The sequence below is a fragment of the Streptomyces cucumeris genome, from assembly GCF_024295805.1.
Taxonomy (GTDB): domain Bacteria; phylum Actinomycetota; class Actinomycetes; order Streptomycetales; family Streptomycetaceae; genus Streptomyces; species Streptomyces cucumeris.
This window is the reverse complement of the sequence record NZ_JANCLX010000026.1, coordinates 47368-73972: the sequence shown is the minus strand read 5'-3', so window position 1 is coordinate 73972 and position 26605 is coordinate 47368. Positions and strand designations below refer to the sequence as shown.

General features: G+C 73.0%; 23 protein-coding genes. 14 read left to right on the top strand and 9 right to left on the bottom strand.

The window, feature by feature from the left end:
- Positions 1-204: 204 nt before the first annotated feature.
- Positions 205-435 (bottom strand): DUF4287 domain-containing protein, encoded by a 231-nt coding sequence (locus NMK44_RS30105; protein WP_254749033.1) that lies wholly within the window; start codon positions 433-435, stop codon positions 205-207.
- A gap of 124 nt (positions 436-559) precedes the next feature.
- Here NMK44_RS30105 and NMK44_RS30100 point away from each other — a divergent pair, with 124 nt between their 5' ends.
- Positions 560-886 carry a hypothetical protein gene (locus NMK44_RS30100; protein ID WP_254749031.1) on the top strand — a complete coding sequence of 109 codons (327 nt, stop codon included), beginning with the start codon at positions 560-562 and terminating at the stop codon, positions 884-886.
- A gap of 33 nt (positions 887-919) precedes the next feature.
- Here NMK44_RS30100 and NMK44_RS30095 read toward each other — a convergent pair whose 3' ends face one another.
- From NMK44_RS30095 to NMK44_RS30085, 3 genes are all read right to left on the bottom strand, one after another.
- Positions 920-1858 (bottom strand): hypothetical protein, encoded by a 939-nt coding sequence (locus tag NMK44_RS30095; protein ID WP_254749029.1) that lies wholly within the window; start codon positions 1856-1858, stop codon positions 920-922.
- Positions 1859-2115: 257 nt separating this feature from the next.
- Positions 2116-3336 carry an acetyl-CoA C-acetyltransferase gene (locus NMK44_RS30090; RefSeq protein WP_254749027.1) on the bottom strand — a complete coding sequence of 407 codons (1221 nt, stop codon included), beginning with the start codon at positions 3334-3336 and terminating at the stop codon, positions 2116-2118.
- Positions 3337-3522: 186 nt separating this feature from the next.
- Positions 3523-4536 (bottom strand): SGNH/GDSL hydrolase family protein, encoded by a 1014-nt coding sequence (locus NMK44_RS30085; RefSeq protein WP_254749025.1) that lies wholly within the window; start codon positions 4534-4536, stop codon positions 3523-3525.
- A 190-nt stretch (positions 4537-4726) separates the two neighbouring features.
- Here NMK44_RS30085 and NMK44_RS30080 point away from each other — a divergent pair, with 190 nt between their 5' ends.
- On the top strand, positions 4727-6112 hold the full coding sequence (locus NMK44_RS30080) for a cystathionine beta-synthase (RefSeq protein WP_254749023.1): 1386 nt from the start codon (positions 4727-4729) through the stop codon (positions 6110-6112).
- A 334-nt stretch (positions 6113-6446) separates the two neighbouring features.
- Here the strand turns inward: NMK44_RS30080 and NMK44_RS30075 are convergent, their stop codons facing one another.
- The gene (locus NMK44_RS30075; RefSeq protein WP_254749021.1) at positions 6447-6938 is read right to left on the bottom strand and encodes a hypothetical protein; all 492 of its coding nucleotides are present in this window, start codon (positions 6936-6938) and stop codon (positions 6447-6449) included.
- Positions 6939-7043: 105 nt separating this feature from the next.
- Here NMK44_RS30075 and NMK44_RS30070 point away from each other — a divergent pair, with 105 nt between their 5' ends.
- Positions 7044-8432, top strand: a complete 1389-nt coding sequence (locus tag NMK44_RS30070) for an acyl-CoA synthetase (protein ID WP_254749019.1) — start codon at positions 7044-7046, stop codon at positions 8430-8432.
- A 10-nt stretch (positions 8433-8442) separates the two neighbouring features.
- On the opposite strand, the gene NMK44_RS30065 is transcribed toward NMK44_RS30070, so the two are convergent.
- Complete coding sequence (locus NMK44_RS30065) at positions 8443-9870, bottom strand: purine-cytosine permease family protein (protein WP_254749017.1); 1428 nt, start codon at positions 9868-9870, stop codon at positions 8443-8445.
- Positions 9871-10156: 286 nt separating this feature from the next.
- Between NMK44_RS30065 and NMK44_RS30060 the strand changes: the two genes are divergently transcribed.
- A complete protein-coding gene (locus NMK44_RS30060) occupies positions 10157-11059 on the top strand; it encodes a MurR/RpiR family transcriptional regulator (protein WP_254749015.1) in 903 nt (300 codons plus the stop codon).
- A gap of 303 nt (positions 11060-11362) precedes the next feature.
- Here the strand turns inward: NMK44_RS30060 and NMK44_RS30055 are convergent, their stop codons facing one another.
- Entirely contained in the window at positions 11363-12748 is a 1386-nt protein-coding gene (locus NMK44_RS30055) for a type III PLP-dependent enzyme domain-containing protein (protein ID WP_254748993.1), read from the bottom strand.
- 52 nt (positions 12749-12800) lie between these two features.
- Entirely contained in the window at positions 12801-13853 is a 1053-nt protein-coding gene (locus tag NMK44_RS30050) for a zinc-binding dehydrogenase (protein ID WP_254748991.1), read from the bottom strand.
- Positions 13854-14096: 243 nt separating this feature from the next.
- Between NMK44_RS30050 and hutU the strand changes: the two genes are divergently transcribed.
- From hutU to hutI, 4 genes are read left to right on the top strand one after another with little or no spacing between them, the layout of a single operon-like run.
- Positions 14097-15761, top strand: coding sequence for a urocanate hydratase (gene hutU, locus NMK44_RS30045; protein WP_254748989.1), 1665 nt, complete (start codon positions 14097-14099; stop codon positions 15759-15761).
- Between the two features lie 35 nt (positions 15762-15796).
- Positions 15797-16984: an allantoate amidohydrolase gene (locus NMK44_RS30040; RefSeq protein WP_254749144.1), complete on the top strand. Its 1188-nt coding sequence runs from the start codon at positions 15797-15799 to the stop codon at positions 16982-16984.
- Positions 16981-18363, top strand: coding sequence for a formimidoylglutamate deiminase (locus tag NMK44_RS30035; RefSeq protein ID WP_254749142.1), 1383 nt, complete (start codon positions 16981-16983; stop codon positions 18361-18363). The genes NMK44_RS30040 and NMK44_RS30035 overlap by 4 nt, the downstream gene beginning before the upstream one ends.
- A gap of 47 nt (positions 18364-18410) precedes the next feature.
- Positions 18411-19607 (top strand): imidazolonepropionase, encoded by a 1197-nt coding sequence (gene hutI / locus NMK44_RS30030; protein ID WP_254748987.1) that lies wholly within the window; start codon positions 18411-18413, stop codon positions 19605-19607.
- A gap of 95 nt (positions 19608-19702) precedes the next feature.
- Here hutI and NMK44_RS30025 read toward each other — a convergent pair whose 3' ends face one another.
- On the bottom strand, positions 19703-20644 hold the full coding sequence (locus NMK44_RS30025) for an RNA polymerase sigma factor SigF (RefSeq protein WP_254748974.1): 942 nt from the start codon (positions 20642-20644) through the stop codon (positions 19703-19705).
- A 260-nt stretch (positions 20645-20904) separates the two neighbouring features.
- Here NMK44_RS30025 and NMK44_RS30020 point away from each other — a divergent pair, with 260 nt between their 5' ends.
- The 6 genes from NMK44_RS30020 (at position 20905) to NMK44_RS29995 (ending at position 26564) form a co-directional block, all read left to right on the top strand.
- The gene (locus NMK44_RS30020; protein WP_254748973.1) at positions 20905-21273 is read left to right on the top strand and encodes an STAS domain-containing protein; all 369 of its coding nucleotides are present in this window, start codon (positions 20905-20907) and stop codon (positions 21271-21273) included.
- Between the two features lie 182 nt (positions 21274-21455).
- Positions 21456-21965 (top strand): ATP-binding protein, encoded by a 510-nt coding sequence (locus NMK44_RS30015; protein WP_254748971.1) that lies wholly within the window; start codon positions 21456-21458, stop codon positions 21963-21965.
- Positions 21966-22303: 338 nt separating this feature from the next.
- On the top strand, positions 22304-23053 hold the full coding sequence (locus NMK44_RS30010; RefSeq protein ID WP_254748969.1) for an LPXTG cell wall anchor domain-containing protein: 750 nt from the start codon (positions 22304-22306) through the stop codon (positions 23051-23053).
- Positions 23054-23101: 48 nt separating this feature from the next.
- Positions 23102-24046 (top strand): COG1470 family protein, encoded by a 945-nt coding sequence (locus NMK44_RS30005; protein WP_254748967.1) that lies wholly within the window; start codon positions 23102-23104, stop codon positions 24044-24046.
- Positions 24043-25128 (top strand): hypothetical protein, encoded by a 1086-nt coding sequence (locus NMK44_RS30000; protein WP_254748965.1) that lies wholly within the window; start codon positions 24043-24045, stop codon positions 25126-25128. Before NMK44_RS30005 ends, NMK44_RS30000 begins: the two co-directional genes overlap by 4 nt.
- A 14-nt stretch (positions 25129-25142) precedes the next feature.
- Entirely contained in the window at positions 25143-26564 is a 1422-nt protein-coding gene (locus NMK44_RS29995) for a hypothetical protein (RefSeq protein ID WP_254749140.1), read from the top strand.
- The last annotated feature ends 41 nt before the right edge of the window (positions 26565-26605 follow it).

Sequence of the window (26605 nt, the reverse complement as noted above, 5' to 3'; positions counted from 1 at the left end):
GGGGGGCTCCCCGTGCTGAACCCCACCCCCGCCCCCCCCCCCCCCCCCCCCCGGGGGGGGGGGGGTGCCCCCACGGCGAAGGGCCCGCGGAGGCGATTGCCTCCGCGGGCCCTTCTTCTGTGGCGTGAGCCACCCCGTTGGGTGCGTCTGCTCCCGGTGGTCCGTCTGGGATACACGTGGGTGCCTCCCGGAAGGGGGGCGCGGCTACAGCAGCTTGCGTGCCGCGCGCCTCAGATCGTGCTCATGGATGATCGCTTTGGCGTGGCCGTAGGCGAGCTGATGCTCACCGCGCAGCCAGCTGACCTTCTCCTCGAAGCGGAAGAACGCGGGGCCTTCGTCGACGGTGCGGAGCCAGTCGGAGATTTCGCGGCCCGTGCACTGGGGAATGCGGGAAAGTAGGTTCCGGTGAGTCTCGTCGGAGAAGATTTGGGACATCGGCGCCTCCGGACGCGTCCATGCCGGACCCGGGTGCGACACACCCGGGTGGGGTCCTTCAGCTCACCGTGCCTGAGTGTCCGGCCGTTGGCAACAGTCCGTCGGTGGCGCATACGCTTCGGCCGTGGATGATGTGACCCCCTTGCTCACGGCCGTCGACCGGTTCGCCGACCGGCTGCGCACCCTTCCCCAGTCCCGGCTGCGGCAGGGGGCGGCGGCGGAAGGACTGGCGCTGGCAAGGGAATTGTCCCTGCGGGCCCAGCGTCTTGAGGAGCCGGACGCCCCGCCCAGGGTCATACCGGACGCGGGGGTGTTCGCGGTCGCGGACCAGCTGGCGGTGGCGGGCCATGACTTGGCGCATGCGCTGGAGCGCGCGGCGCGGGACGGCGCCCGGGAGCTCGCGGAGGCGGTCACGCTGGTGACGGAGTCGGCCGCGCGCTGCGGGATCTGACCGGGCCGTCCGGCGGGCCGGTCCTGCGCGGGATTACAGCGAGGCGATCACGCGGTCGGCCAGTACATAGACCTTGTCCGCGCCGCAGCAGAAGGTGAGCGCGTAGGCGCCGGAGACGCCCGAACCGCCCAGCAGCACCGGTGCGGTGCCCGCGCGCAGCGCGTCCGCCAGCCGCTCCGCGGTCTCGCGGTGGCCCGGTGTCATACAGATCGTGGTGCCGTCGGCGAAGACGTACACATCCAGGGTGCCGAGCGGACCGGGGCGCACATCGGCGAGCGGTACGCGGTCCTCGGCCAGCTCGGTGAGCCGGGTCACGGTGCGGTCGTGGTCGGCCACCGGCGAGGAGGGTGTGAAATCGGGGTGCGAGGGGTGGCGGCGGCGGGCGGCGGCCAGCTCGGCCGACTCCACGGCCTCGGTCTCCAGCTCCGCCTCGGCGCGCACCTCGGCGCCGACCTCGGCGCCCACCTCGAACTCCACCTCGGCCTCGGGTTCCGGCTCGCTCGCCGGGTCGAGGGTGTCATGGCCCAGCGCGTCCAGGCCGAGCAGCGGTTCGAGACCGGCCAGATCGGCCTGGCGGGGCACGAAGAGCTGGCTGTCCGGTACGGAGTCGTCACCGGGGCCGGGGACGCCGCCGAGCAGCGGAAGACCGTCGGAGGACCCGGCGGAGTCGCGGGCCTCCTGAGCGGCCCAGAACGCCCGTGCCTCGGCCAGCTCGCGCTCCCGCTCCTCCGCGAGCGCGTCCGCCACGGCGGCGCGTATCTCGGCGGCGGGGGTGGTGCGGGCGGCGGGCACCGTGGGGGCGTCGCCCCGGCCGTCCCGGGCAGCCCGGCCCGCGGCGGCGACCGTCGCGGCGAGGTCGGCGCGCAGCTCGGTGATCTGCCGCCGCACACCTCGTGCGGTGTGCAGGGCAGCGGCGCCCACGGCCGTGGCGGTGACCGCGGCCAGCAGGACGGCAAGGGTCATGGGGCTCACTGACTTAACTCCCGGTTGCTATGGATCCCCCGAATTCCTACCTCAGCTTGACGTGCGGCGCCTCTCGGCGTCAGTGCATAACATCACTAAAGGGACGGAATTCAGGGCCGGAAGGGCCTGGACGACCGTGGCTGAGCTGGGGAGACAAGCCTCCCCCAGGACTTATGTCACATCCTGGGGGAGATTCGGTCACGACCCCGCCGCGGCCCGGTACGGCGGCCTCGCGGCGCCGGACGGGGTGGCACGGGGGCCTCGGCTCAGCTCAGCCGCTCGATGACCATGGCCATGCCCTGGCCGCCGCCGACGCACATGGTCTCCAGGCCGAACTGCTTGTCGTGGAACTGGAGCGAGTTGATCAGCGTGCCGGTGATCCGGGCGCCGGTCATACCGAAGGGGTGGCCGACCGCGATGGCGCCGCCGTTGACGTTCAGCCGGTCCAGGTCGATGCCCAGGTCCCGGTAGGAGGGGATGACCTGCGCGGCAAACGCCTCGTTGATCTCCACCAGGTCGATGTCGCCGATGGAGAGCCCGGCCCGGGACAGCGCCTGGCGGGACGCCTCGACCGGTCCGTAGCCCATGATCTCGGGGGAGAGCCCGGAGACACCGGTGGACACGATCCGGGCCAGCGGGGTGATGCCCAGCTCACGCGCCTTGGTGTCGGACATGATCACCAGCGCCGCGGCGCCGTCGTTGAGCGGGCAGCAGTTGCCCGCGGTGATCAGGCCGTCGGGGCGGAACACCGGCTTCAGGCCCTGGACGCCCTCCAGCGTGGTGCCCGCGCGCGGACCGTCGTCCGTGGCCACCACGGTGCCGTCGGGGGTGGTCACCGGGGTGATCTCACGCTCCCAGAAGCCCTTCTTGATGGCCTCCTCGGCGAGGTTCTGGGACCGCACGCCGAACTCGTCCATCTCCTGGCGGGTGATCCCCTTGAGCCGGGCGAGGTTCTCGGCGGTCTGGCCCATCGCGATGTACGGGTCGGGCAGCAGGCCGTCCTCGCGCGGGTCGTGCCAGTCGGTGCCCTCCTGCTCGGCGCGCGCGGCGGTACGGGCCTCGCCGTCGGCGAACAGCGGGTTGTGGGTGTCCGGCAGTCCGTCCGAGCTGCCCTTCACCGAGCGGGAGACCGTCTCGACGCCCGCCGAGATGAAGACATCACCCTCGCCCGCCTTGATGGCGTGCAGCGCCATCCGCGAGGTCTGCAGGGAGGAGGAGCAGTAGCGGGTGATGGTGCAGCCGGGGAGGTGGTCCATCCCCATCTGCACGGCGACGATCCGGCCCAGGTTGTGCCCCTGCTCACCGCCCGGCAGACCACAGCCCAGCATCAGGTCGTCGATCTCGCGCGGGTCGAGCTGCGGGACCTTGGCGAGCGCGGCCTTGATGATCTCGGCGGTCAGGTCGTCCGGCCGCAGGTCCTTGAGCGATCCCTTGAAGGCTCGGCCGATGGGTGAACGGGCGGCAGAGACGATCACGGCTTCGGGCATCACAGCTCCATGGGACGGAAGGGATTGGCTGGACTGTCTGGGAAATTACCCGCACGTACTCCGGGGGTCACGGGCTCCGGCCTGTGACGCGGAACTCTTTTTCCAAGCGTACGCTCAGCCGCCGCGAACACCCCCGGAACGGGCCGCACCCCGCTCCTCCGCGCGGGGTGTCCGGGGCCCGCCGGGTCAGTGGGTGAGGGGTGGGGGTGAGGGGGCCGGGGCGGGGGGTTCGGCGCCGGCTTCGGAGGGGCGGTGGCGGCGCAGCAGCCGGGCCCAGGGCCCGCGGGCCGCCGTGACCTCGGTACCGCCCTCGGCCGCGGCCTCCGCGGCGGCCTTGGCGACCGGCAGGATGCCCTCGTCGCGCGTCTCCGGCGCCTCCTCCGGCCACAGGCCCAGGGAGGCGCACAGGGTGGGCAGCACGGCCATGGCGGCCGTCGCATAGCCCTCCGCCGAGGGGTGGTAGTTGTCCGGGCCGAACAGCTCCCGCGGATTGGCCGCGAACTCCGGGCCCAGCAGATCACCCAGCGAGACCGTACGGCCGCCCTGCTCGACCACCCCGATGGTCTGCGCGGCGGCGAGCTGGCGGCTGAGCCGCCGGGCGATCCAGCGCAGCGGCTGGTAGACGGGCTCGATGGTGCCGAGGTCGGGACAGGTGCCCACCACCACCTCGCAGCCGCTCTCGCGCAGCCTGCGCACCGCCTCCGACAGCAGCCGCACCGACTGGGCGGGCGGCATCCGCCCGGTGACGTCATTGGCGCCGATCATGATCACGCAGACGTCCGGCGGCTGCTCGGGATCGTCCAGCGCCAGGGTGACCTGGCGCTCCAGATCGGTGGACTGGGCGCCGGTGAGCGCCACGTTCCGCAGGTCCACCGGGCGCTCCGCCACCGCCGCGAGCCCGGAGGCCAGCAGCGCGCCCGGCGTCTGACTGGGGCGGTGGACGCCCTGTCCGGCGGCCGTGGAGTCGCCGAGGAAGGCCAGCCGCAGCGGCGGCTGACCGGTCCTGCGGGCGAAGGCGAAGCCGTACCGCCCGTCCGCCCGGGGCGGGCCGGACTCCGAGCCGCCGACCACCCGCTTCGCGAGCGACAGCTCGGTGAGCACCAGACCGACGGCCACCCCGCCCAGCAGCCCGATCCCGCTGCCCCCGTATGCCGCCGCGGCCGCGATCCGCCGCGCCACCCTCGCCCTCGACATCGACATGGGTCCAGCCCACCTCCGTCCGCACGCGCCGCGCGGCCGTCGGTACGGCCCGCTAACACCTTGTTTCCCGGTGAAGGCTTCCTCGCAACGCGCCGGTCGGAGGGTCCGGGGGCGCAATAAGCTGATTGCACGGGCCCGCGACGCGGCCGCCCCCACGCGGAGATCCCGCGGAACCGGACCAGGAGCAGGTGTGCAGTACTACGAATCGATGATTGAGCTGGTCGGCAAGACCCCGCTGGTGAAGCTCAACACCGTGACCGAAGGCATCCGGGCGACCGTCCTGGCCAAGGTCGAATACTTCAACCCCGGCGGTTCGGTGAAGGACCGCATCGCGGTACGGATGATCGAGGCGGCGGAGGCGTCCGGCGAGCTCAAGCCCGGTGGCACGATCGTGGAGCCGACCTCCGGCAACACCGGTGTCGGCCTGGCGATGGTCGCCCAGCGCAAGGGCTACAAGTGCATCTTCGTCTGCCCGGACAAGGTGTCCACCGACAAGATCAACGTGCTGCGGGCCTACGGCGCCGAGGTCGTGGTCTGCCCGACCGCCGTGGACCCCGAGCACCCCGACTCGTACTACAACGTCTCGGACCGCCTGGTGCGCGAGACGCCGGGGGCCTGGAAGCCCGACCAGTACAGCAACCCCAACAACCCGCGCTCGCACTACGAGACCACCGGTCCCGAGCTGTGGGACCAGACCGAGGGGAAGATCACCCACTTTGTGGCGGGTGTCGGCACCGGCGGCACCATCAGCGGCACCGGCCGCTACCTGAAGGACGTCAGCGACGGCCGGGTGAAGGTCATCGGCGCGGACCCCGAGGGCTCGGTCTACTCCGGCGGCTCCGGCCGTCCGTATCTGATCGAGGGCGTCGGCGAGGACTTCTGGCCGACCGCCTACGACCAGGAGGTCGCCGACGGGATCGTCGCGGTGTCCGACAAGGACGCCTTCCAGATGACCCGGCGGCTGGCCAAGGAGGAGGGGCTGCTGGTCGGCGGCTCCTGCGGAATGGCGGTCGTGGGCGCGCTGCGCGTGGCGAAGGGCCTGGGCCCGGACGACGTGGTGGTCGTCCTGCTCCCGGACAGCGGCCGCGGCTATCTCTCCAAGATCTTCAACGATGAGTGGATGGCCGACTACGGCTTCCTGGAGGAGGACGGCCCGGCGGTGCGCGTCGGCGACGTCCTCCAGGGCAAGGAGGGCGGCCTGCCCTCGCTCGTCCATATGCACCCGGAGGAGACCGTCGGCGAGGCGATCGAGGTGCTGCGGGAGTACGGCGTCTCGCAGATGCCGATCGTCAAGCCCGGCGCCGGTCACCCGGACGTGATGGCCGCCGAGGTCATCGGCTCCGTGGTGGAGCGCGAGCTGCTGGACGCGCTGTTCGCGCACCGCGCCGAGCTCACCGACCCGCTGGAGAAGCACATGAGCCCGCCGCTGCCGCACGTCGGCTCCGGTGAGCCGGTGGCGGACCTGATGGCGGTGCTCGGCCGGGCCGACGCGGCGGTCGTGCTGGTGGAGGGCAAGCCCACCGGTGTGGTGAGCCGTCAGGACCTGCTGGCCTACCTGGCCCGCACCCCCAAGTAGCGCGGTCCGCGCCCGGAGCGCTGCCACCGAGGCCCCAACTGCCGTGCGCCGCACGGCGGATGGGGCCTTTCCGGCAACTGGTACGCGGGTGTCACGCGCTCGCAGCACGGGGTTAACACGGCTGCGGCAGATTGGGGTTCGTCGGGAACGGACGACCCCGACACCCACAGCGGCGGCAAGGACTTCCGGAGCGGCTCCCGGACTCCACGGTCGCCCGGACGCGGCGGCCGGCCTGACCCGGCCCGCGTCCCCGCGGGGACCGCCGTCGTCCCGCCCTCGGTGTGCGGCACCGGGGTGCGGCGGTCCCCGCGGTCCTCTCTCGCTCAGCGCGGGGTCACGTCCCCTCGTCCCCGCCGTCGCGGCGCCCGTCGTCCCCGTCCCTGCCGCGTCCGCCGCGGCGCAGCCGGGTGAAGAGGCCGGCCGCGTGCACCGCGTTGACCCCGACGATTCCGGTCCAGGTGACCAGCAGCCCGGGCAGCCCCTCGTTGGCCACCCCGATCGCCGACAGCGGGATGGCCAGCACCAGGGAGACGCCGACGAAGGCGAACCGTTCGCCGAAGCCCTCCGCGCCCATACCGGCGCCGGTGGCCCGGCCGTCGGCGCCGAACGGGCGGGGTCCGCGCGCGGCCGCCATCTGCCGCTCGGCCATCTGCCGTCGCTGGTGCCGGTCGGCGGCGTCGCCGAACCGCTGCTCGACCTTCTCCATGAAGGAGTCGACCAGCTCCGACTCGTACTCCGCGCCCAGCTCCTTGCGGGTCTGGAGCGTCGCGTCGAGTTCCTTCTTCAGGTCGGGGCCATGTTTCGGATCGGGGTCACGGGGGTCCATGCTTGACGACGGTACGGTCCCGGGGAGGCTGTGTCGGTAGGGCTAGCCCCCGGACCGGGGAGGGGGCGACCGGAGCCCCGGCCCGCCGTGGAAGGAGTCCCATCCGTGACCACCCCTCTGCTGACGTCCCTCGCCGCACCCGACGGGGACCGCCCCGACGCGGTCACCGTCGGCGGCCACCGCCTCTCGCGCGAGGACCTGCTCGGCGCCGCGGGCGCGGTCGCCGCCCGTGTCGCCGGGGCCCCGGCCGTCGCGGTGCACGCGTCCGCGACCCCGGAGACGGTGGTCGCGGTGGTGGGGGCACTGCTCGCCGGGGTCCCCGCGGTGCCCGTACCGCCGGACTCCGGCCCGGCCGAGCGCGCCCACATCCTGCGGGACTCGGGCGCCGCGCTGCTCCTCGCGGGGGCCGGGGCGGAGGTCGCGGAGGGACCGCTGGAGACGGTGCGGGTGGATCCGGCCGAACGCGCGGAGTGGACCAAGGCCGAACCGGAGCCGGAGTCGGCCGCGTTCGTCCTCTACACCTCCGGGACCACCGGCGCGCCCAAGGGCGTGGTGATCTCCCGCCGCGCCGTCGCCGCCGATCTGGACGCGCTCGCCGGTGCCTGGGCCTGGACCGCCGAGGACACCCTCGTCCACGGACTGCCGCTGTTCCATGTGCACGGACTGGTGCTGGGCGTCCTGGGCGCGCTGCGGACCGGCAGCCGTCTGGTGCACACCGGGAAGCCGACGCCCGCGGCGTACGCGGCGGCCGGGGGCAGCCTCTACTTCGGTGTGCCCACCGTCTGGAACCGCGTGGTCCGGGACCCGGACGCGGCCCGTGCCCTGTCCGGAGCCCGGCTGCTGGTCTCCGGCAGCGCCCCGCTCCCGGCACCGGTCTTCCGTGAGCTGGAGCGGCTGACCGGACAGCGCCCGGTCGAGCGCTACGGCATGACCGAAACCCTGATCACCGTCAGCACCCGCGCCGACGGCGAGCGCCGGCCCGGCTCGGTCGGCGTCCCGCTGCCCGGGATCCGCACCCGGATCGCCGCCGAGGAGGGCGCCGCGATCGGCGAGCTCCAGCTCACCGGGCCCACCCTCTTCGACGGCTATCTGGGCCGCCCCGAGGCCACCTCCGGTGCGTACACCGAGGACGGCTGGTTCCGCACCGGGGACATCGCCACCGTCGAGGCGGACGGCTTCCACCGGATCGTCGGCCGTGCCTCCACCGACATGATCAAGTCCGGTGGTTACCGGATCGGCGCGGGCGAGATCGAGAACGTCCTGCTGGACCACCCCGCCGTCCAGGAGGCGGCTGTCGTCGGCGCTCCCCACGACGACCTCGGCCAGCAGATCGTCGCCTATGTCGTCGCCGAGGGCGTCACCGAACGGGATCTGATCGACTTCGTGGCCACCGAGCTCTCCGTCCACAAGCGCCCCCGGGTGGTGCGCTTCCTGGACGCCCTGCCGCGCAATGCCATGGGCAAACCGCAGAAGAAGCTGCTGCCTCCGGTCTGAGCGGCATGCCCTAGCCGACGGGGGAGGGCGGGCTGGGCTCGGTCTGGTGCGGGGCGAGGATCATCCGGTCCGGGACCCGGTCGGAGTCGCCCCGGGCCAGCAGCCAGTACAGGGCGGCGGGGACGACCAGGCCGACGATCCAGGAGATGTCCGCGCCGCCCAGCGGTTCCACGAGCGGGCCGGTGTAGAAGTGGGTGGCGAGGAAGGGGAGTTGGGCCAGGACTCCCACCGCGTAGGTGATCAGGGCCCGCCAGCGCCAGGCGCCGTAGCGGCCGTCCGGGTCGCTGAGCGCGGGGATGTCGTAGCGCTCCTTGGCGATCGCGTAGTAGTCGACCAGGTTGATCGCGCTCCACGGGGTGAAGAAGGTCAGCAGGAACAGCAGGAAGTCCTTGAAGGACGACAGGAAGCTGTCCTTGCCCAGCAGGGCGACCGCCGTACCGGCCACCATGATCGCGCCGATGTAGGCGGCCCGGCCGCGCGGGGAGAGCGTGGTGCGGCCCCGGAAGCCGCTGACGCTGGTCACCATCGACATGAAGCCGCCGTAGGTGTTGAGGACGTTCACCGTGAGCTTGCCGAGGGCGATGACGAAGTAGAGCAGCGAGGTGATCACGGCCGCGCCGCCGCCGAGGCCGACCACGTAGGAGACCTCGTTGCCGATGAACGCGTCCCCGGCCGCGGCGGCGGCCAGCGCGCCGAAGGTCATGGACCACTGGGAGCCGAGGACGGTCCCCGCCAGCGTCCAGGAGAACGTGGCCCGGGCGGAGGTGGACCGGGGCAGATAGCGGGAGTAGTCCGCGACGTACGGGCCGAACGCGAGCTGCCAGGAGGCGGACAGCGACATCGCGAGGAGGAAGAGCGGGATGTCGAAGGTCCGGTCGTGCAGCAGGGTGGCGAGGTCGGCGCGGTCCAGCAGCCGGATGCCGAGGTAGACGAAGGCCAGCGCGCACACCACTCCGGCGATCCGGCCCAGGGTGTGGATCAGGCGGTAGCCGATCGTCGCGGTCACGGCGGTGACCAGCGCGAAGAGCACGATGCCGGTGGTGTCGCCGAGATGGGTCAGCTCACCGACCGCCTGGCCCGCCAGCACACTGCCGCTGGCGAAGAACCCCACGTACATCACGATCACCAGCAGCAGCGGGACGATCGCCCCGCGCACCCCGAACTGCGCCCGGGAAGAGATCATCTGCGGCAGACCGAGCCGTGGCCCCTGGGCCGAGTGCAGAGCCATCACCGCACCGCCCAGGACATTGCCCAGCAGCAGGGCGAGGACGGCCCAGAAGGCGTTCGAGCCGAAGACGACGGCGAGTGCGCCGGTGACCACGGCGGTGATCTGGAGGTTGGCGCCGACCCACAGCGTGAACTGGCTGAAGGCGGTGCCGTGGCGCTCCGCGTCGGGAACGACGTCGATGGAGCGTCTTTCGACCAGGGAGTCAGGCATACGGTGCTCCTGCGGCTGGTTCTTCGCGGGGGCAGGGGAGGGGGCGCACGGGCCGACGCGGCACGTGAAGCGGAACATTCGCTTCCCCTTGCCCTGTCTGCATATAGTCATGCACAGTCATGCGCGAGTGAATAGAAGTCAAGAGGTCTGCGTTGATCGGCGGTATCTTCTGTTCGCAATATGGGACGGAACGCCGGGCCGCCGTGGGAGTAGGGCACGTTCGGGCCGGAGTGACCGGGAGGATGTCTCATATGCCGGACAGTGCGAGGCCAGGAGGACGGACGCGATGAGGACCGACAACGGGGCGGCGCCGGACGCCGCGGGGACCGACGCCGGGACCGATGCCGGGACCGAGACCGGGGGCGGCGCCGCCCGGCTCCAGGCGCTCTTCGAGGGTCACCGGCTCACCCCGACCCAGCGCCGGATCGCCCACTGCATGGTGCGGCGGGCCGCGGACGCCCCGTTCCTCTCCAGCGTCGAACTCGCCGAACTGGCGGGCGTCAGCCAGCCGTCGGTGACCCGCTTCGCGGTCGCGCTCGGCTTCGACGGCTACCCCGCGCTGCGCAAGCATCTGCGCGAGGTCGCGCCCGCCGAACCGCCGGCGGAGGAGGGCGCGTACAACGAGTACCAGCAGGCGGTGCAGTCCGAGATCGACAATCTGCGCCACCTCGCCGCCCTGCTGGCCGACCCCGCCCCGGTCGAACGCGCCGGCCGGCTGCTGGCCGGGTCCCGGCCGCTCCCGGTCCTCGGGCTGCGCGCCGCCTCCGCCCAGGCGGGCGGCTTCGCCTACTTCGCGCGCAAGGTCCACCCGGACGTCCGGCTGCTCGACGAGGGCGGCACGATGCTTCCCGACCGCATCGACGCGGCCCAGCGCGCGGGCGCGACCGCCCTGCTCTGCTTCGCGCTGCCGCGCCATCCGCGCGAGGTCGTGGAGGCCCTGGAGTATGCCCGCGGGGCCGGGCTCACCGTGGTCACCGTGGCGGACAGCGCCTTCGCCCCGGTCGCCCGCCACAGCGATCTGCTGCTGCCCGCCGCGGTCGGCACCGGGCTGGCCTTCGACACCGCCTGCGCCCCGATGCTGCTGGGCCGGATGCTGCTGGAAGCGATGTGCGACGGCCTCCCGGACGCCCAGGCCCGGCTGGAGGAGTTCGACACCAAGGCGGCGGCCCGCGGCCTGTTCGTGGACTGACCGCCCCTGGTGACCGCGCCCCGCCGCGCGGACGGCCCGGCGACCGCGCCGCCGGATGCCGAACGCCGGACAGCCCCCCGCACCACCCCACCGCCGCCACGCGCCGCGGTACACCGGCCGAAGACGACACGTTCGCGCCCGCCCGGGGCGGGGTGGCGTACGCGGTCCCGCCGTTCGGGCGCCGTGCGGGACCGGCGCGGGGACACCCGGCCGGAGATGGCCCGTCTGCGCGGCCCGTCGTGCGCGGTGGCGGCGTACACCGGTCCGCGGCCCGAGCCGGGGCGGTGGCCGCGGTGCGGGGCGTCAGACCTCCAGCAGGCTTCCGGCGTGGTCGCCGCCGCTCTCCGTGACGATCTCCTCGACCGTCTGGGGCGGGCGCACCGTTGCGAACCGCACCTCGTCGCCGTCCACGGTGAAGCCGTAGACGCCGGGGCGCGGCAGGCTGTTGTAGGCGAAGTGGTTGGAGAAGTAGTACGCGCCGGTGTCCAGCAGGCCCACCAGATCGCCCGCGGCGAGGTGAGGCAGCGGGCGGTCACGGGCCACCAGGTCGCCCGCGAAGCAGCACGGCCCCGCGATGTCCTGGGCGACCAGACCGCCGGGTGCCGTCGGCTTGGGGCGGCCCGCCGCGTCGTAGGCGGTGATCCGCAGGGGCCAGGACTCGGGGGCGAAGACCGTGCGGGTGGCGAGCTGGGCGCCCGCGTGGGTGACCGCGATCGACCGCCCGCCCGCGGACTTCGCGTACTCGACCCGGGCCAGCACCGTGCCGGACTTGGCGAGCAGCGACCGCCCGAACTCGGTGACCAGCCCGTACCGGCCGTCGAAGAGCCCGGGAACGGTGGTCAGCAGCAGTTGGGCGTAGTCCCGGTAGCCGGGGGTGAACTCGTCGGAGCCGAAGTTCACCGGCAGTCCGCCACCGATGTCGAGGGTGTCGATCTGCCGGTGGCCGACCGTCTCGTTGATCTCCTCGGCCAGTTCGTACACGGCCCGGACGCCCGCGGTCATCAGCTCCAGCGGGATGCCCTGGGAGCCGGTGTGCGCGTGCAGCCGGGTCAGCCACGGCCGCTCCGCGACCGCGCGGACGACGCGCTCGCGCACCCCCGGGTCCTGGAGCGCGATCCCGAACTTGGAGGTCGCGGTGGCCGTGCTGAGCGCGTCGATGCTGCCCCCGCCCACCTGCGGATTGACCCGCAGCCCGACCGGGCCGTGCGGGGTCGCGGGCGTGGTGTCGCCGCGCGGCGCGATCAGCGCGTCGAGCCGGTCCAGCTCCTCGGGGTTGTCGGCGTTGACGGCGATCCGCGCGGCCAGCGCCTCGCGCAGCTCGCCGGTGGTCTTGGCGGGGGAGTCCAGCACGATCCGTTCCGGGGGCACGCCCGCGGCGCGGGCCAGCGCCAGCTCACCGGGGCTGGCCACCTCACAGCCCAGCCCTTCGTCGGCCAGCAGCCGCAGCACCGGCACGAGGGCGGCGGCCTTCACCGCGAAGGCGTGCAGGACGGCGGTGCCGGGGGCGGTGACCTCGTCGAAGGCGGTCCGCAGCGCCGCCGCGGCGGCGCGGATCGCGGTCACGTCCAGCAGTCCGACGACCGGCTCCCCGGGGCTCAGCAGCCCCTGCTCCACGGCGGCCCGTACGGCGGTCTCGCGCCGGGCGGCCCGCCGCTCGGGCCCGTCCCCCGCGAGCGTGTTCGACGTCATGACTTCAGCCAATCACCCGCCCGGTGGCCTGGCCAGTGGTGCGCCCGCGCGGTCACAGCTCCACCAGGACCGCCCCCAGGTGCCGTCCCCCGAGCAGTTCGACCAGCGCGCGCGGTGCCTGGGCGATCCCCGTCAGCCGGGTGTGCGGATAGACCACCGTGCCCTCGCGCAGCGCCCGGCCGAAGGCGCGGGTGTAGTCGGGCCGTGCGTCCTGGTGGTCGTGGCCGCTGATGCCCCGCAGGGTGACCCCCCGGGTGACCAGCGACAGTGTGCTGATCCCGGTGCGGGCGGCCGGGTCACCGGAGAGCTGGGCGGACAGCGCGCCCAGGATCGCGAACCGGGCCCCTCGGCGGGCCAGCGTGAGCGCCGCCTGGAGCTGCTCCCCGCCGACGGTGTCGACGAGCACATCGATCCCGTCGGGTGCCGCCGCCCGGAGCTGCTCCTCGACCGGCCCGCCGCCGCGCAGCACCACCGCGTCGTACCCCAGCTCCCGGACCAGCCGCCCGGCCTTGGCCGGGGAGCCGGTGGAGCCGATGACCCGGGCCGCGCCGTGCAGCCGGGCGAACTGCCCGGCCAGGGAGCCCACCCCGCCCGCGGCCCCGGTGACGAAGACGGTGTCGCCGCGCCGTACGCCCGCCCCGCGCACCACCCCCAGCCAGGCGGGGAAGCCCTGGGAGAGCTGGGCGGCGGGGTCGGGCAGCCCGTCGCCGTCGATCGGCAGGGCCCCGGCCGCGTCCACGACCGCGTACTCGCGCCAGCCGAGGGAGTGCCGTACCAGGGTGCCGGGGGCGGGGCCGGTGCCGTCCGGTGCGCTGATCACCTCGCCGACCGCGGGGCCGTGCGGCACCGCGCCGGGCTCGGCCGACGGCAGCGGCCCCGGCAGTCCGAGGGCGCCCGGACCGCCCCGGGGCAGTGGACGCATCGCGGCGGTGACGCTCATCAGGCGGTTGCGCACCAGCAGCCGGCCGGGGCCGGGGACGGGCAGCGGAACGGTGACCACGTCGAAGTGGCCGGTGGTGAGCGTTCCGTCGGACGGCCGGGCGGTGAGCCGCACCTCGCGGTGGGTGGCGGGCGGCGGGACCGGGGCGGCGGCGGGCTGCGGCACGGGGGCTCCTCGGCGGTGGTCCGTGGCCTCGGCGGTTTCGGGGTCCGGAACCGGGCGGCGACGCCGTGACGCTATGTCCTGGCACCGCCCGGGGCCATGAGGCCACCGCGCGTCCGGGACGGACGGCACGGTGAACCACCCGGGTGCGCGCGGCGGCCCGGACGCGGCGCTATTGACTAGCTCTATTCACTGAAGCCAAGATGTGAATATCTCGATCCAGTCGACGTCAGGGAGGCACGGCCCATGTCAGGTCCGCGACCCGTACGGGCACCGCGCGGTACGGAGCTCAGTGCCCGGGGGTGGCAGCAGGAAGCCGCCCTCCGGATGCTCCAGAACAACCTCGACCCGGAGGTGGCCGAGCACCCCGACAAGCTGGTCGTCTACGGCGGCACCGGCAAGGCGGCCCGCGACTGGCGCTCGTTCGACGCCATGGTGCACACCCTCCGCACGCTCAAGCAGGACGAGACGATGCTCGTCCAGTCGGGCCGTCCGGTCGGTGTGATGCAGACGCACGAGTGGGCGCCGCGGGTGCTGATCGCCAACTCCAATCTGGTCGGTGACTGGGCCAACTGGGAGGAGTTCCGCCGCCTGGAGGCGCTGGGCCTGACCATGTACGGCCAGATGACCGCGGGCTCGTGGATCTACATCGGCACCCAGGGCATCCTCCAGGGCACCTATGAGACCTTCGCCGCGGTGGCCGAGAAGAAGTTCGGCGGCACCCTGGCCGGAACCATCACCCTCACCGCCGGTCTCGGCGGGATGGGCGGCGCCCAGCCGCTCGCCGTCACCATGAACGACGGGGTGGCGATCTGCATCGACTGCGACCCGCGCGCCATCGAGCGCCGGATCGAGCACCGCTACCTGGACGTCCGGGCGGACAGCCTGGACCACGCCCTCCAGCTGGCGACCGAGGCGCGCGACGCCCGCCGCCCGCTGTCGATCGGCGTCCTGGGCAACGCGGCCGAACTGCTCCCCCAGCTCCTCGCGATGAACGCCCCGATCGACATCGTCACCGACCAGACCAGCGCCCACGACCCGCTGGCCTATCTGCCGGTCGGTGTGGACTTCGACGAGATGGCCTCGTACGCCGCCGAGAAGCCCGCGGACTTCACCCAGCGGGCGCGGGAGTCCATGGCCCGGCATGTCGAGGCCATGGTCGGCTTCATGGACGCCGGTGCCGAGGTCTTCGACTACGGCAACTCCATCCGCGGCGAGGCTCAACTGGCGGGCTACGAGCGGGCCTTCGCCTTCCCCGGCTTCGTCCCGGCCTACATCCGTCCGCTGTTCTGCGAGGGCAAGGGCCCGTTCCGCTGGGCCGCGCTCTCCGGCGACCCCAAGGACATCGCCGCCACCGACAAGGCGATCCTGGAGCTGTTCCCGGAGAACGAGTCGCTGGCCCGCTGGATCAAGATGGCGGGGGAGCGGGTGCACTTCCAGGGGCTGCCCGCCCGTATCTGCTGGCTCGGCTACGGCGAGCGCGACAAGGCGGGCGAGCGGTTCAACGAGATGGTGGCCGACGGCACCCTCGCCGCCCCGCTGGCCATCGGCCGTGACCACCTGGACTGCGGTTCGGTGGCCTCCCCGTACCGCGAGACCGAGGCCATGCTCGACGGCTCGGACGCCATCGCCGACTGGCCGCTGCTCAACGCCATGGTCAACGTCGCCTCGGGCGCCTCCTGGGTCTCCCTCCACCACGGCGGCGGCGTCGGCATGGGCCGCTCCATCCACGCCGGACAGGTCACCGTGGCCGACGGCACCGCGCTGGCGGGCGAGAAGATCCGCCGGGTGCTCACCAACGACCCGGGCATGGGCGTGATCCGCCATGTCGACGCGGGCTACGACCGCGCCGACGAGGTGGCGGCGGAGCGCGAGGTGCGCGTCCCGATGCGTGAGGAAGGGACGGCGTGACCGCACCCGCCCACCGGCCCCCGTCCTTCCTGGAGATGTGGCGCGACCTCGCGCCCATCGGCCGCGACGCCACCACCACGGGCTACCGCCGCTACGCCTGGACCGGCGCGGACACCGACTGCCGCGCCTGGTTCCGGGCCCAGACGGAGACCCGCGGTCTGACCTACGAGGTGGACCGCAACGGCAACCAGTGGGCCTGGTTCGGTGACCCCGCCGCCGGGGACGCCGTCGTCACCGGCTCCCACCTGGACTCCGTGCCCGACGGCGGCGCCTTCGACGGCCCGCTCGGCGTGGTGTCCTCCTTCGCCGCGCTCGACGAACTCCGCGCCCGCGGTGCGAAGCCCGCCAAACCGCTCGCCATCGTGAACTTCGGCGACGAGGAGGGCGCCCGCTTCGGGCTTGCCTGCGTCGGCTCCCGGCTCACCGCCGGACAGCTCACCGTCGACCAGGCGCACACCCTGCGTGACGCCGATGGGATCTCGCTGCCGCAGGCCATGGAGCGCGCCGGGTACGACCCGGACGCCATCGGCCCTGACACCGAGCGGCTGGCCCGGATCGGCGCCTTCGTCGAGCTCCATGTCGAGCAGGGCCGGGCCCTGGCGGACACAGGAGACGCGGTGGGCGTCGCCTCCGCGATCTGGCCGCACGGCCGCTGGCGGTTCGACTTCCACGGCGAGGCCAACCACGCCGGGACCACCCGGCTGGAGGACCGCCGCGACCCGATGCTCACCTACGCCAACACCGTGCTCGCGGCCCGCAAGAAGGCCCGGCTGGCCGGTGCCCTGGCCACGTTCGGCAAGGTCAGCGTGGAGCCCAACGGGGTCAACGCGATCGCCTCGCTGGTACGCGGCTGGCTGGACTCCCGGGCGGCGGACGAGAAGACCCTCGCCGCCGTCGTCGAGGAGGTCGAGCGGGCCGCCGTGGAGCGCGGAGAGCGCGACGGGGTGGAGGTACGGGTCACCCGGGAGTCCTTCACCCCGGTCGTGGAATTCGCCCACGATCTGCGGGACCGGCTGTCCGGCCTGCTCGGAGGGGTTCCGGTACTGCCCACGGGCGCCGGACACGACGCGGGCATTTTGTCCGCGTCGGTTCCGACCGCCATGCTGTTTGTAAGGAACCCCACCGGCGTCTCGCACTCACCCGCGGAGACGGCGGGCGAGGATGACTGCCTCGCCGGTGTGGCCGCGCTCGCGCAGGTACTGGAGGGGTTGGCGTGTCACTGACGGCGCAGACCTACTGGGCGGAGTACGCCTGGCTGGGCGGAAGCGTCCGGCCGGACGTGGTGATCGTGGCCGCGACGGACGGGAGGATCACCGCGGTGCGGCCCGGCTGTCCGGTCCCGCCCGCGGGCTCGGTCACCCTGCGCGGCCTCACCGTCCCCGGCCTTGCCAACGCGCACAGCCATGCCTTCCACCGGGCGCTGCGCGGCTACGTCCAGGCCGGGTCCGGGGCGGCGGCCGCGGACCGGCACGGACAGGGCGCGCCGGACTCCTTCTGGACCTGGCGCAAGGTGATGTACGAGGTCGCCGACCGGCTCACCCCGGAGAGCTACTTCGAACTCGCCCGCGCCGTCTACGCCGAGATGGCCATGGCGGGCATCACCTGCGTGGGCGAGTTCCACTATCTGCACCACGCCCCCGGCGGCACCCGCTACGGCGACCCCAACGCGATGGGGCAGGCCCTGATCGCGGCGGCGGGCGAGGCCGGGATCCGTATCACCCTCCTCGACACCTGCTACCTCTCCTCCGGGTTCGGCGCCGAACCTGACCAGCACCAGCTTCGCTTCTCCGACGGCAGCGCCGACGCCTGGGCCGAGCGGGTCTCCGCGCTCAAGGGCAACGGCACCGCCAGGATCGGCGCGGCCATCCACTCGGTGCGGGCCGTCCCCGTCGACCAGCTGGCCACCGTCTCGGGCTGGGCGGAGGAGCGGTTCGCCCCGCTCCATGTCCATCTCTCCGAGCAGACCGCCGAGAACGACGCCTGTGTGGAGGCGCACGGCTTCACCCCGGCCCGGCTGCTCGCCGACCACGGGGTGCTGGGGCCGCGCACCACCGCGGTGCACGCCACCCACCTCACCCCGGGCGACATCCGGCTGCTGGGCCATTCGGCCACCGGGGTGTGCATGTGCCCGACCACCGAACGGGACCTCGCCGACGGCATCGGCCCGGCCGCCGAACTCCAGCGCGCGGGTTCACCGCTGTCGCTCGGCAGCGACAGCCACGCCGTGATCGACATCCTCGAAGAGGCCCGCGCCATGGAGCTGGACGAGCGGCTGCACACCCGCGCCCGGGGCCACTGGACCGCGCCCCAACTGTTGCGCGCCGCGACGGCCGACGGCCATGCGGCGCTGGGCTGGGGCGATGACGCGGGCCGGATCGAGGTGGGGGCGCTGGCCGACCTCACCACGATCGCGCTGGACTCGGTGCGCACCGCGGGACCGCCGTCCCGGCTGGGCGCCGAGACGGCCGTGTTCGCGGCGACCAGTGCCGATGTCCGGCACACCGTGGTCGGCGGCCGCCATGTCGTACGGGACGGCGCCCATCAGCTCGTCCCGCGGGTGCCCGAGGCGCTGGCCGCGTCCATCGCGGCCCTGCACGGCTGAGCGACGACGGGCCGCCCGGGCGGCCCATGAAGGAGAACACCCTCACGATGACCACCGCGACGGACGCGGCCGCCACACCCGCGACGACCGCCATCACCCATATCGCCGGCCTCGTCACCAACGACCCCGCCCTCGGCGAGGGCCCGCTCGGTCTGATCCGGGACGCGGCCGTCGTCATCGACGGCGACCGGATCGCCTGGGTCGGCGCCACCCGCGACGTACCCGCCACCGACAACCGGGTGGACGCGGCCGGACGCGCCGCCATCCCCGGTTTCGTGGACTCCCACTCCCATGTGGTCTTCGCGGGCGACCGGACCGAGGAGTTCAACGCCCGGATGTCCGGGCGGCGGTACAGCGCGGGCGGGATCCGCACCACGGTGGCCGCCACCCGGGCGGCCTCCAACAATGAGCTCAACGCCAATGTCGCCCGCTATGTGATGGAGGCCCTGCGCCAGGGCACCACCACCCTGGAGATCAAGTCCGGCTACGGGCTGACGTCGGAGGACGAGGCGCGTGCCCTGTCCATCGCCGCCGCCCACACCGATGAGGTGACGTTCCTGGGGGCGCATGTCGTCGCCCCCGAGTTCGCCGACGACCCGGCCGCGTATGTGGACCTGGTGACCGGCCCGATGCTCGAGATGTGCGCCCCCTACGCCCGCTGGGTGGACGTGTTCTGCGAGAAGGGCGCGTTCGACGGCGACCAGGCGCGGGCGGTGCTCACCGCCGGACAGCGGCACGGGCTGATCCCGCGGGTGCACGCCAACCAGCTCTCGTACGGCCCCGGGGTGCAGCTCGCCGTGGAGCTGGGCGCCGCCTCCGCGGACCACTGCACCTATCTGACGGACGAGGACGTCGACGCGCTGGCGCGCAGCGAGACGGTGGCCACCCTGCTGCCGGGCTGCGAGTTCTCCACCCGCTCGCCGTACCCGGACGCGCGGCGGCTGCTGGACGCGGGCGTCACCGTGGCGCTCTCCCCGGACTGCAACCCGGGCTCGTCCTTCACCAGTTCCATGCCGTTCTGTATCGCGCTCGCCGTGCGCGACATGGGGATGACCCCGGACGAGGCGGTCTGGGCGGCCACCGAGGGCGGGGCGCGCGCCCTGCGCCGTACCGACGTCGGCCGTATCACCCCGGGCGCCCGCGCCGATCTGGCGCTGCTGGACGCCCCGTCCCATGTCCACCTCGCCTACCGGCCCGGGGTCCCGCTGGTGTCGGCCGTCTGGCGCGGCGGAACCCTCGTCTGACGGACCCTCCGGGCCGGCGCCGGCCCGGACGCCGACGCGAATAAGGACCCGTCCCGGCTGAGCGGGGGCGGGCCCTTATCCGTCTGCGGCGGCGTCTACTCCTCGATCATCAGTCCCTTGCGGAGCCGACGGAGGGTGCGCGACAGCAGCCGGGAGACATGCATCTGGGAGATGCCCAGCTCTTCACCGATCTCCGACTGCGTCATGTTGGCCACGAAGCGCAGCGACAGGATCTTCCGGTCGCGCGGGGGCAGTTCGGCGATCAGCGGCTTCAGGGACTCCACGTACTCGATGCCCTCGAGACCGTGGTCCTCGTAGCCGATCCGGTCCGCCAGGGTGCCCTCGGTGTCGTCCTCCTCGGGCTGGGCGTCCAGCGAGCTGGCGGTGTACGCGTTGCTCGCGGCCATGCCCTCGACGACCTCGGCGGTGCTGATGTCCAGGCGCTTGGCCAACTCGTCCACGGTGGGGGCGCGGTCGAGCGACTGCGCCAGCTCGTCACCGGCCTTGGCCAGGTCCAGCCGCAGCTCCTGGAGCCGCCTGGGGACGCGCACGGACCAGCTCGTGTCCCGGAAGAAGCGCTTGATCTCGCCGACGATGGTCGGCATCGCGAAGGTGGGGAACTCGACACCGCGTCCGGGCTCGAAGCGGTCGATCGCCTTGATCAGTCCGATGGTGCCGACCTGGACGATGTCCTCCATCGGCTCGCTGCGGGAGCGGAAGCGCGAGGCGGCGAACTTGACCAGTGCCAGGTTCAGCTCGACGAGCGTGTTGCGTACGTACGCGTACTCGTGGGTGCCTTCGTCCAGCATCTCGAGGCGTTCGAAGAGGGTCTTGGAGAGAGCCCTCGCATCTACCGGACCAACCGTTTCATACGGGGGTATCTCCGGCAGATCGGACAGGTCCGGCAGTTCATCCAACGCGGTTCCGGCGAGTGCCTGGGTGTCCGCGTCGGGGGTGAACTGCGCGGGTACGGTGGTCGACGAGACGCCGGTACTCCAGGAAGGATCGGTACGCGATTCGTCGAGCTGGGGTGACATAGTCTCCTCCGTCGTTCTCGGCATATGGCTGCCGGTGCCATGACGTGCTGCTCGGGGAGCGGCGCCTCCAAAGCCGGTCGTGTTCGAGCGGGTCACTACTACGCCTACCCGTATTGGCCATCGCGTGGCAAGTCCACGTTGTCCATATTTGTTGAATTTGCCGAAGTATGCGAAATGTTCGGGTACCGGAGGACCGGGTAGAAGGCGTAGGGTTCGATGCGCGCAATCGAAAGCAACGAGACGCCAGAAGAGGTGCGCACATGGACCGCGGGATGGTCGGCAGCGCCAGCAAGGGCCGGCTTCAGGTCGAGGTTCGGCACCACGGAGCGAGTGCGGTCGTCACACCGGCAGGTGAGTTGGATCACCACACCGCCGACGTGCTGCGCGAGCCGCTGGAGAAATGCGTGGAAGGCGGACGCGCGCGGCTGGTCGTGGACTGCTCCAAGCTGGAGTTCTGCGATTCGACCGGGCTGAACGTCCTCCTGGGGGCTCGCCTCAAGGCCGAGGCCGAGGGTGGCGGAGTCCACCTGGCCGGGATGCAGCCCATCGTTGCGCGCGTGTTCGAGATCACCGGAGCGGAAGCCGTCTTCACGCTGCATGACTCGCTGGACGCCGCACTAGTCGAGTGATCTACGTCACTCCTGTTTCCGGTGTGTCCTGAGTACGACGTCATGCGTTGCCCGCGTCACATCAGCGGTGTTGAAGAAGTGGGTGTTCTCACGCTTTGGCCGGGCAGGAGACAGGCTGAAACTGTTGAACAGATCAGGTAACCCTTGTCCCTGAATCGGTGAATCGGTGAGGTGAAGCGCTGATGAGCACCACCCGGCCGTACCCGCCGGGCGACCGCGGCCCGGACCCGGATGGTCCCGCCGCTTCGGCCATCCCACCGGGTACTCCGGCCGCCGGGCGGATCCGCCAGATCCGCAGGCTCCATCTGATCGGAGCCAGCGGAGCGGTTCCGCGTGCCCGTGACTTCACGCGCGAGGCGCTGCGTGACTGGGGCTGGCTGCCGGCCGCGACCGCGGACCAGCGGGCGGCCGCGGAGGACGTACTGCTCGTCGTCTCCGAACTGGTCACCAACGCCTGTCTGCACGCCGACGGCCCGGAGGAGCTGCGCGTCAGCTCCAACGCCAAGGTGCTCCGCCTCGAAGTGGTCGACCTCGGCACCGGTACGCCCGCGCCGCGTACCCCGCACCGCGCGGGGCGTCCCGGCGGCCACGGCATGTTCATCGTGCAGCGGCTGTGCCTCGACTGGGGCGTGGTGCGGAACGTGGAAGGCTCCGGTAAGACGGTCTGGGCGGAGCTCGCCGCTCCGGCCTGAAGAGCACGGCCCCGGCCCGAATCCCCCCGCGCGCTCTGCGCCCTCGGGTCCGGCTGATCCGCCGCGGTCACCCCCGCCGCCGCCACCGCGGTCACCCCCGCCGCCGCGGCCCGCCGCCTCCCGCGGTCACCCCCTGCGCCCGCCCGCGCCGCGACTCCACCGTCCGTCGTGTCCGGCGGCGCGTCCGCGTCATCCGCTTCACCCGGTCTTCACCCTCTTCGCGCCGATCCGGCGCGTTCTTTGTCTTCCCTCTCCAAGGTCCCCGGCGTACTGTCGGCGCCCGATCTGATGTGCCGTCAGTTCTGCTGTTGCGGCGCCCGACGAGAGGGGATCTCGTGGTGTCCCACCCCCAACGCCGTACGGTCGGCCGTGGCGGCGCCCTCACGCTCGCCGCGGCCGTGGCCGGTTCCGCGGTCTTCCTCGGCGCCCCGGCCGCCCACGCCACCACCGTCGACGTCGACTACAAGTGCAAGACGCCGATCGGTGACAAGAGCGCGGTGTCGCCCATCGACATCAAGAGCGTGAAGAGCGGCGGCGGCTACAAGCTCACCATGTCCTTCGAGAAGGGCGTCTCCTCCAGTCCGGTCGAACTCGGCAAGGGCGCGATGCACCCCAGCGCCCTGATCAAGCTGGGCGGCGCGGAGACCGGCACGGTCGCGGTCTCGGGGCCCGCCAACGACAAGGCGATCCCCGCCAACACCCCCATCAAGATCCGTGACCTGACGGGCACCTACACGCCGAAGAAGAGCGGCAAGGTCACCTTCACCGCCTCCACCCTCACCATCAAGGCCCTGGGCACGACCACCACCTGTACCCCCGGCAACGGTCCGGGGCCCTCCCTGACGCTGGACGTCAAGGGCGCAGGCGGCTCCGGATCAGGCGGCGGCAGCGGCTCCTCCGGCGGAACGACGGGCGGCAGCGGCGGCGGTACGGGCGGCGGGGACACGGCCGGTACGGGCGGCTCCCAGCTGCCGCAGACCGGACCCGCCGACTCCGCCCTCGCCCTCGGCACCCTCGGCGGAACCGTGCTGCTCACCGGAGTGGCCGGAGCCCTCTGGCTCTCCCGGCGCCGCGGCCGGGCCGCCTAGCGCGGCCCCGGCCGGGCCGCACGAGGACGAGCAACCGAGGAGCCGCCGATGCCGTCGCGTACCCACACCGTCGTCCACCTCCGCGTCCGCACCGCCGCGCTGCTGACCGCCCCCCTGCTGGCCCTCGCGGTCTTCCCCACGGCGGTGGCCACCGCGGCCCCCGCCGCGCCCGGGGGACACGGCTGGGCGGCGGCGCCCGCGCCCGGCGGCGGACGCGCCCCGGGCGCGGGCGACCGGGCGTACTTCTATCTGGAGGGCGGCCCCGGCGCCGTCCTCCGCGACACGCTCGCCGTCACCAACGAGGGCACCCGGCCCCGTACCGTACGGCTGCGCGGCACCGGCGGCGTCCACGTCGCGCTCGCCGAGCACCGGGTGACGGTGCCGCCCCGCACCCGCGCCGACGTCCCGCTCACCGTCACCGTCCCCGCCGACGCGGCACCCGGTGAGCGCACCGGAGCGGTCCGGGTCTCGGGGGACGGGCGCGAGATCGCCGTCCGCACCCATCTGCGGGTCAACGGCCCCACCATGACCTCGCTCTCCGTCGAGGACGTGCGCGTGGAGCGGCACGGCGACGGGGCGGCCATCCGCTACGCCCTCGTCAACCGCGGCACCACCGCGCTCACCCCACGGCTCGCCGTCCGGGCCGACGGCCTCTTCGGCGCCGTGCTGCGCCGCGACGCCCGCACCCTGCCGCTCGAACTGGCCCCCGGCCGCCGGGTGCGGCTCACCGAGCGGTGGCCCGACGCGCCCGCCGCCGACCGGGTGGCGGTGCGGCTGACGGTCACCGCGGCCGGGGGAGCGCAGGACACGGCGTCCACCACCTACACCGCCGTACCGCCGTGGCTGCTGGTCACGGCGGCGCTCGGGGCCCTGGGCGCGGGCACCGCGGGTGGCCGGCTGGTACGGCGGCACCGCCGCCGTGCCCAAGCGGCCGCACCGGAGGCGGAGGCGGCCGTCGTAGGAGCGGGAGCCGGGGCGGGGGCCGACGGATGACACGTCACCCCACGCCTCCGGCCGCCGTCGCCCTGGTGGTCCTCGCCCTGCTCCTGGGCGCCCTCGCCGTACCGTTCACCGGCCCCGCCGCCGCGGCCTCCGACGGGCCCACCGTCGCGGTCTCGCCGCGCGAGGCGGGCACCGGCGGTTCGATCACCGTGACCGGCCGCGGCTGGCGGCCGAAAGCGCTGCTGACCCTGCTCATCTGCGGTCAGAACATGATCGGCGGCACCAACTCCTGCGCCAACTCCGACGGCAGGGCGGTCACCACCGGAGCGGACGGCACCTTCCGCCGGAAGCTGCCGGTCGCCGATCCGCCCGAGCCCTGCCCCTGCGTCGTGCACGCCGCGACCGTGACCGGTGACGCCGCCTCCGCCGATGTGGCGTTCCGCGTCGCCGGACACCCGGTGAAACCCCTGCCCCGGAAGCGCACCGGCGGTGAGCGGCTCAGCGCGCTCTCGGCACGGCTCGACGGCTCGAGCGGGCTGCTGACGTGGTTCGGCGCGCCCCCGCGCCGCACGCTGGTGGTCACCGTCGCCAACCTCGGCTCCACCCCGGCCCGCGATCCGGTCTTCCGGGTGGGCGCCTCGCACGGTGTCCTCGCGCCCTCGTGGGAGGAGCGGCAGTGGCGGGGGACCATCCAGCCGGGCAGGAAGGCCCGGGTCGAGCTGGAGGTCGAACTGTCGGCCGGGGCCCACGGCGACTACGTCGTCTCGCTGGAGTACGGCCGCAAGCTGCTGGTCGAACAGCCGTGGACGGTCGGACGGCCGTGGGGCGTCACGCTCTTCTGGGTCCTGCTGTGCGTGGTGATCCCGGCGGCGGTCTTCCGGATCGGCATGGCCGTCGTGGACCGGGTGCGGCCGCCGCGTCCTGCGGCATCCGCCGCGCATGCCCGCGCCCGCCGTTCCCGTATCCGCCGCCCCCGCCGCGGCCGCGCCCGGACCGGCCCCGCCGCCCCCGCCCCTGACGCACGGGCCCCGGCCCTGCCCTGGTTCACCCCGGACACCCTCCCGGGGTCGCAGACGCAACACCCTTCCGCACCGTCCGAGAACGACCGACCGACCCCGAAAGGATCGACGTGAGTACGCAACGAAGAGTGGGCGCGGCCGTTGCCGCGCTGGTACTCGGCGGTGCGGGCGTGCTGTTCGGCGCGAGTACCGCACAAGGCGCCGAGGTCTCGTACAAGACCGAGTGCCTGCCACCGCCGATCTCCGGTATGCCGCCGGTGCAGGGCACCACGACGGTGGACGTCCAGGCCCCGGCCACCGCCAAGGTCGGCGACGAGGTCGAGGTGGTGTGGAAGACGGTGCAGGCCGCTTCCAAGAACCCGCCCATCCTCGATCTGGAGAAGGACACCGTGAAGCCCACCGGCACCCTCACGGTGGGCGGGGCGCAGACCGGTGATCTGGCCGTGGAGGGGGCGCGGGAGAACCCGCCGATCCCCAAGGACAGCCCGATGAAGCTGTCCGATATGAAGGCCAAGCTGAAGCTGACGAAGGCCGGGGAGGTCACGCTGACCCCCGGTGCGTACACCATCAACGTCAGCAAGCCGATCTCCACGGACACCAAGTGCTCGGCCAAGGAGACGGTCAAGGCCGCCGCCACCATCAAGGTGACCGACGGCGGCGGTTCGACCACCGGTGGGACCACCACGGGCGGTACGACGACCGGTGGCACGACCACGGGCGGTACGACGACCGGTGGGACGACCACGGGCGGTACGACGACCGGTGGGACGACCACGGGCGGTACGACGACCGGTGGGACGACCACGGGCGGTTCCACCACCGGTGGCACCACGACCGGTGGTTCGACCAGCGGTGGCGGTGGCGGCGACGGCGACACCCAGACGGGTAAGCAGGTCAGCGTCGACTACCGCTGCAAGACCCCCATCGGCGACAAGGAGGCCACCTCCCCGGTCCAGATCAACGCCACCAAGAAGGGCGGCAGCTTCGACCTCACCGTCAAGTTCGGCAAGTCCGTGATGGACAGCCCGGCCGACATCCCTGCCGACTCCGTCAAGCCCGCGATGGCGGTGAAGGTCGGCGGTGCCGACAAGGGCGAGGTCGCCGTGGAGGGCCCGACCAACAAGGGGCCCATCAAGTCCGGTGACCCGATCGAGATCCCGGACCTCACCGGCACCTACAAACCGGGCGCGAGCGGCAAGGCGACACTCACCCCCGGGGTGCTGACCGTCAAGGCGCTCGGTACGACCACCACCTGCACCCCGGCCAAGGACCCCGGCGCCTCGCTGGAGCTGGACACCACGGCCCAGCCCGGCGGTACGTCCGGCGGCACCTCCGGCGGTTCGGGCGGCAGCTCCGGCGGCACCTCCGGTGGCACCGGCGGTACGTCCGGCGGTGGTTCGTCCGGTGGCACCAGCGGCGGACTCGCCGAGACCGGCGCGAACGACCACGGCGGGCTGAAGGCGCTCGCCCTGATCGCCGGCACCTCCGTGCTGCTCGGCGGCGCGGTCTTCACCCTCACTCCGTGGCGCAGGCTGCGCGGCAGCCGCTGACACGGGCCGGGGAACGGACGAGGGGCCCGGCGCGGTCATCC

Bases quoted from the DNA above. Each gene is read 5' to 3' on its own strand.
- NMK44_RS30105 (WP_254749033.1), bottom strand. From the start codon at position 435: ATGTCCCAAATCTTCTCCGACGAGACTCACCGGAACCTACTTTCCCGC.
- NMK44_RS30090 (WP_254749027.1), bottom strand. From the start codon at position 3,336: ATGCCCGAAGCCGTGATCGTCTCTGCCGCCCGTTCACCCATCGGCCGA.
- NMK44_RS30085 (WP_254749025.1), bottom strand. From the start codon at position 4,536: ATGTCGATGTCGAGGGCGAGGGTGGCGCGGCGGATCGCGGCCGCGGCG.
- NMK44_RS30075 (WP_254749021.1), bottom strand. From the start codon at position 6,938: ATGGACCCCCGTGACCCCGATCCGAAACATGGCCCCGACCTGAAGAAG.
- NMK44_RS30065 (WP_254749017.1), bottom strand. From the start codon at position 9,870: ATGCCTGACTCCCTGGTCGAAAGACGCTCCATCGACGTCGTTCCCGAC.
- NMK44_RS30060 (WP_254749015.1), top strand. From the start codon at position 10,157: ATGAGGACCGACAACGGGGCGGCGCCGGACGCCGCGGGGACCGACGCC.
- NMK44_RS30055 (WP_254748993.1), bottom strand. From the start codon at position 12,748: ATGACGTCGAACACGCTCGCGGGGGACGGGCCCGAGCGGCGGGCCGCC.
- hutU (WP_254748989.1), top strand. From the start codon at position 14,097: ATGTCAGGTCCGCGACCCGTACGGGCACCGCGCGGTACGGAGCTCAGT.
- NMK44_RS30040 (WP_254749144.1), top strand. From the start codon at position 15,797: ATGTGGCGCGACCTCGCGCCCATCGGCCGCGACGCCACCACCACGGGC.
- hutI (WP_254748987.1), top strand. From the start codon at position 18,411: ATGACCACCGCGACGGACGCGGCCGCCACACCCGCGACGACCGCCATC.
- NMK44_RS30025 (WP_254748974.1), bottom strand. From the start codon at position 20,644: ATGTCACCCCAGCTCGACGAATCGCGTACCGATCCTTCCTGGAGTACC.
- NMK44_RS30020 (WP_254748973.1), top strand. From the start codon at position 20,905: ATGGACCGCGGGATGGTCGGCAGCGCCAGCAAGGGCCGGCTTCAGGTC.
- NMK44_RS30015 (WP_254748971.1), top strand. From the start codon at position 21,456: ATGAGCACCACCCGGCCGTACCCGCCGGGCGACCGCGGCCCGGACCCG.
- NMK44_RS30005 (WP_254748967.1), top strand. From the start codon at position 23,102: ATGCCGTCGCGTACCCACACCGTCGTCCACCTCCGCGTCCGCACCGCC.
- NMK44_RS30000 (WP_254748965.1), top strand. From the start codon at position 24,043: ATGACACGTCACCCCACGCCTCCGGCCGCCGTCGCCCTGGTGGTCCTC.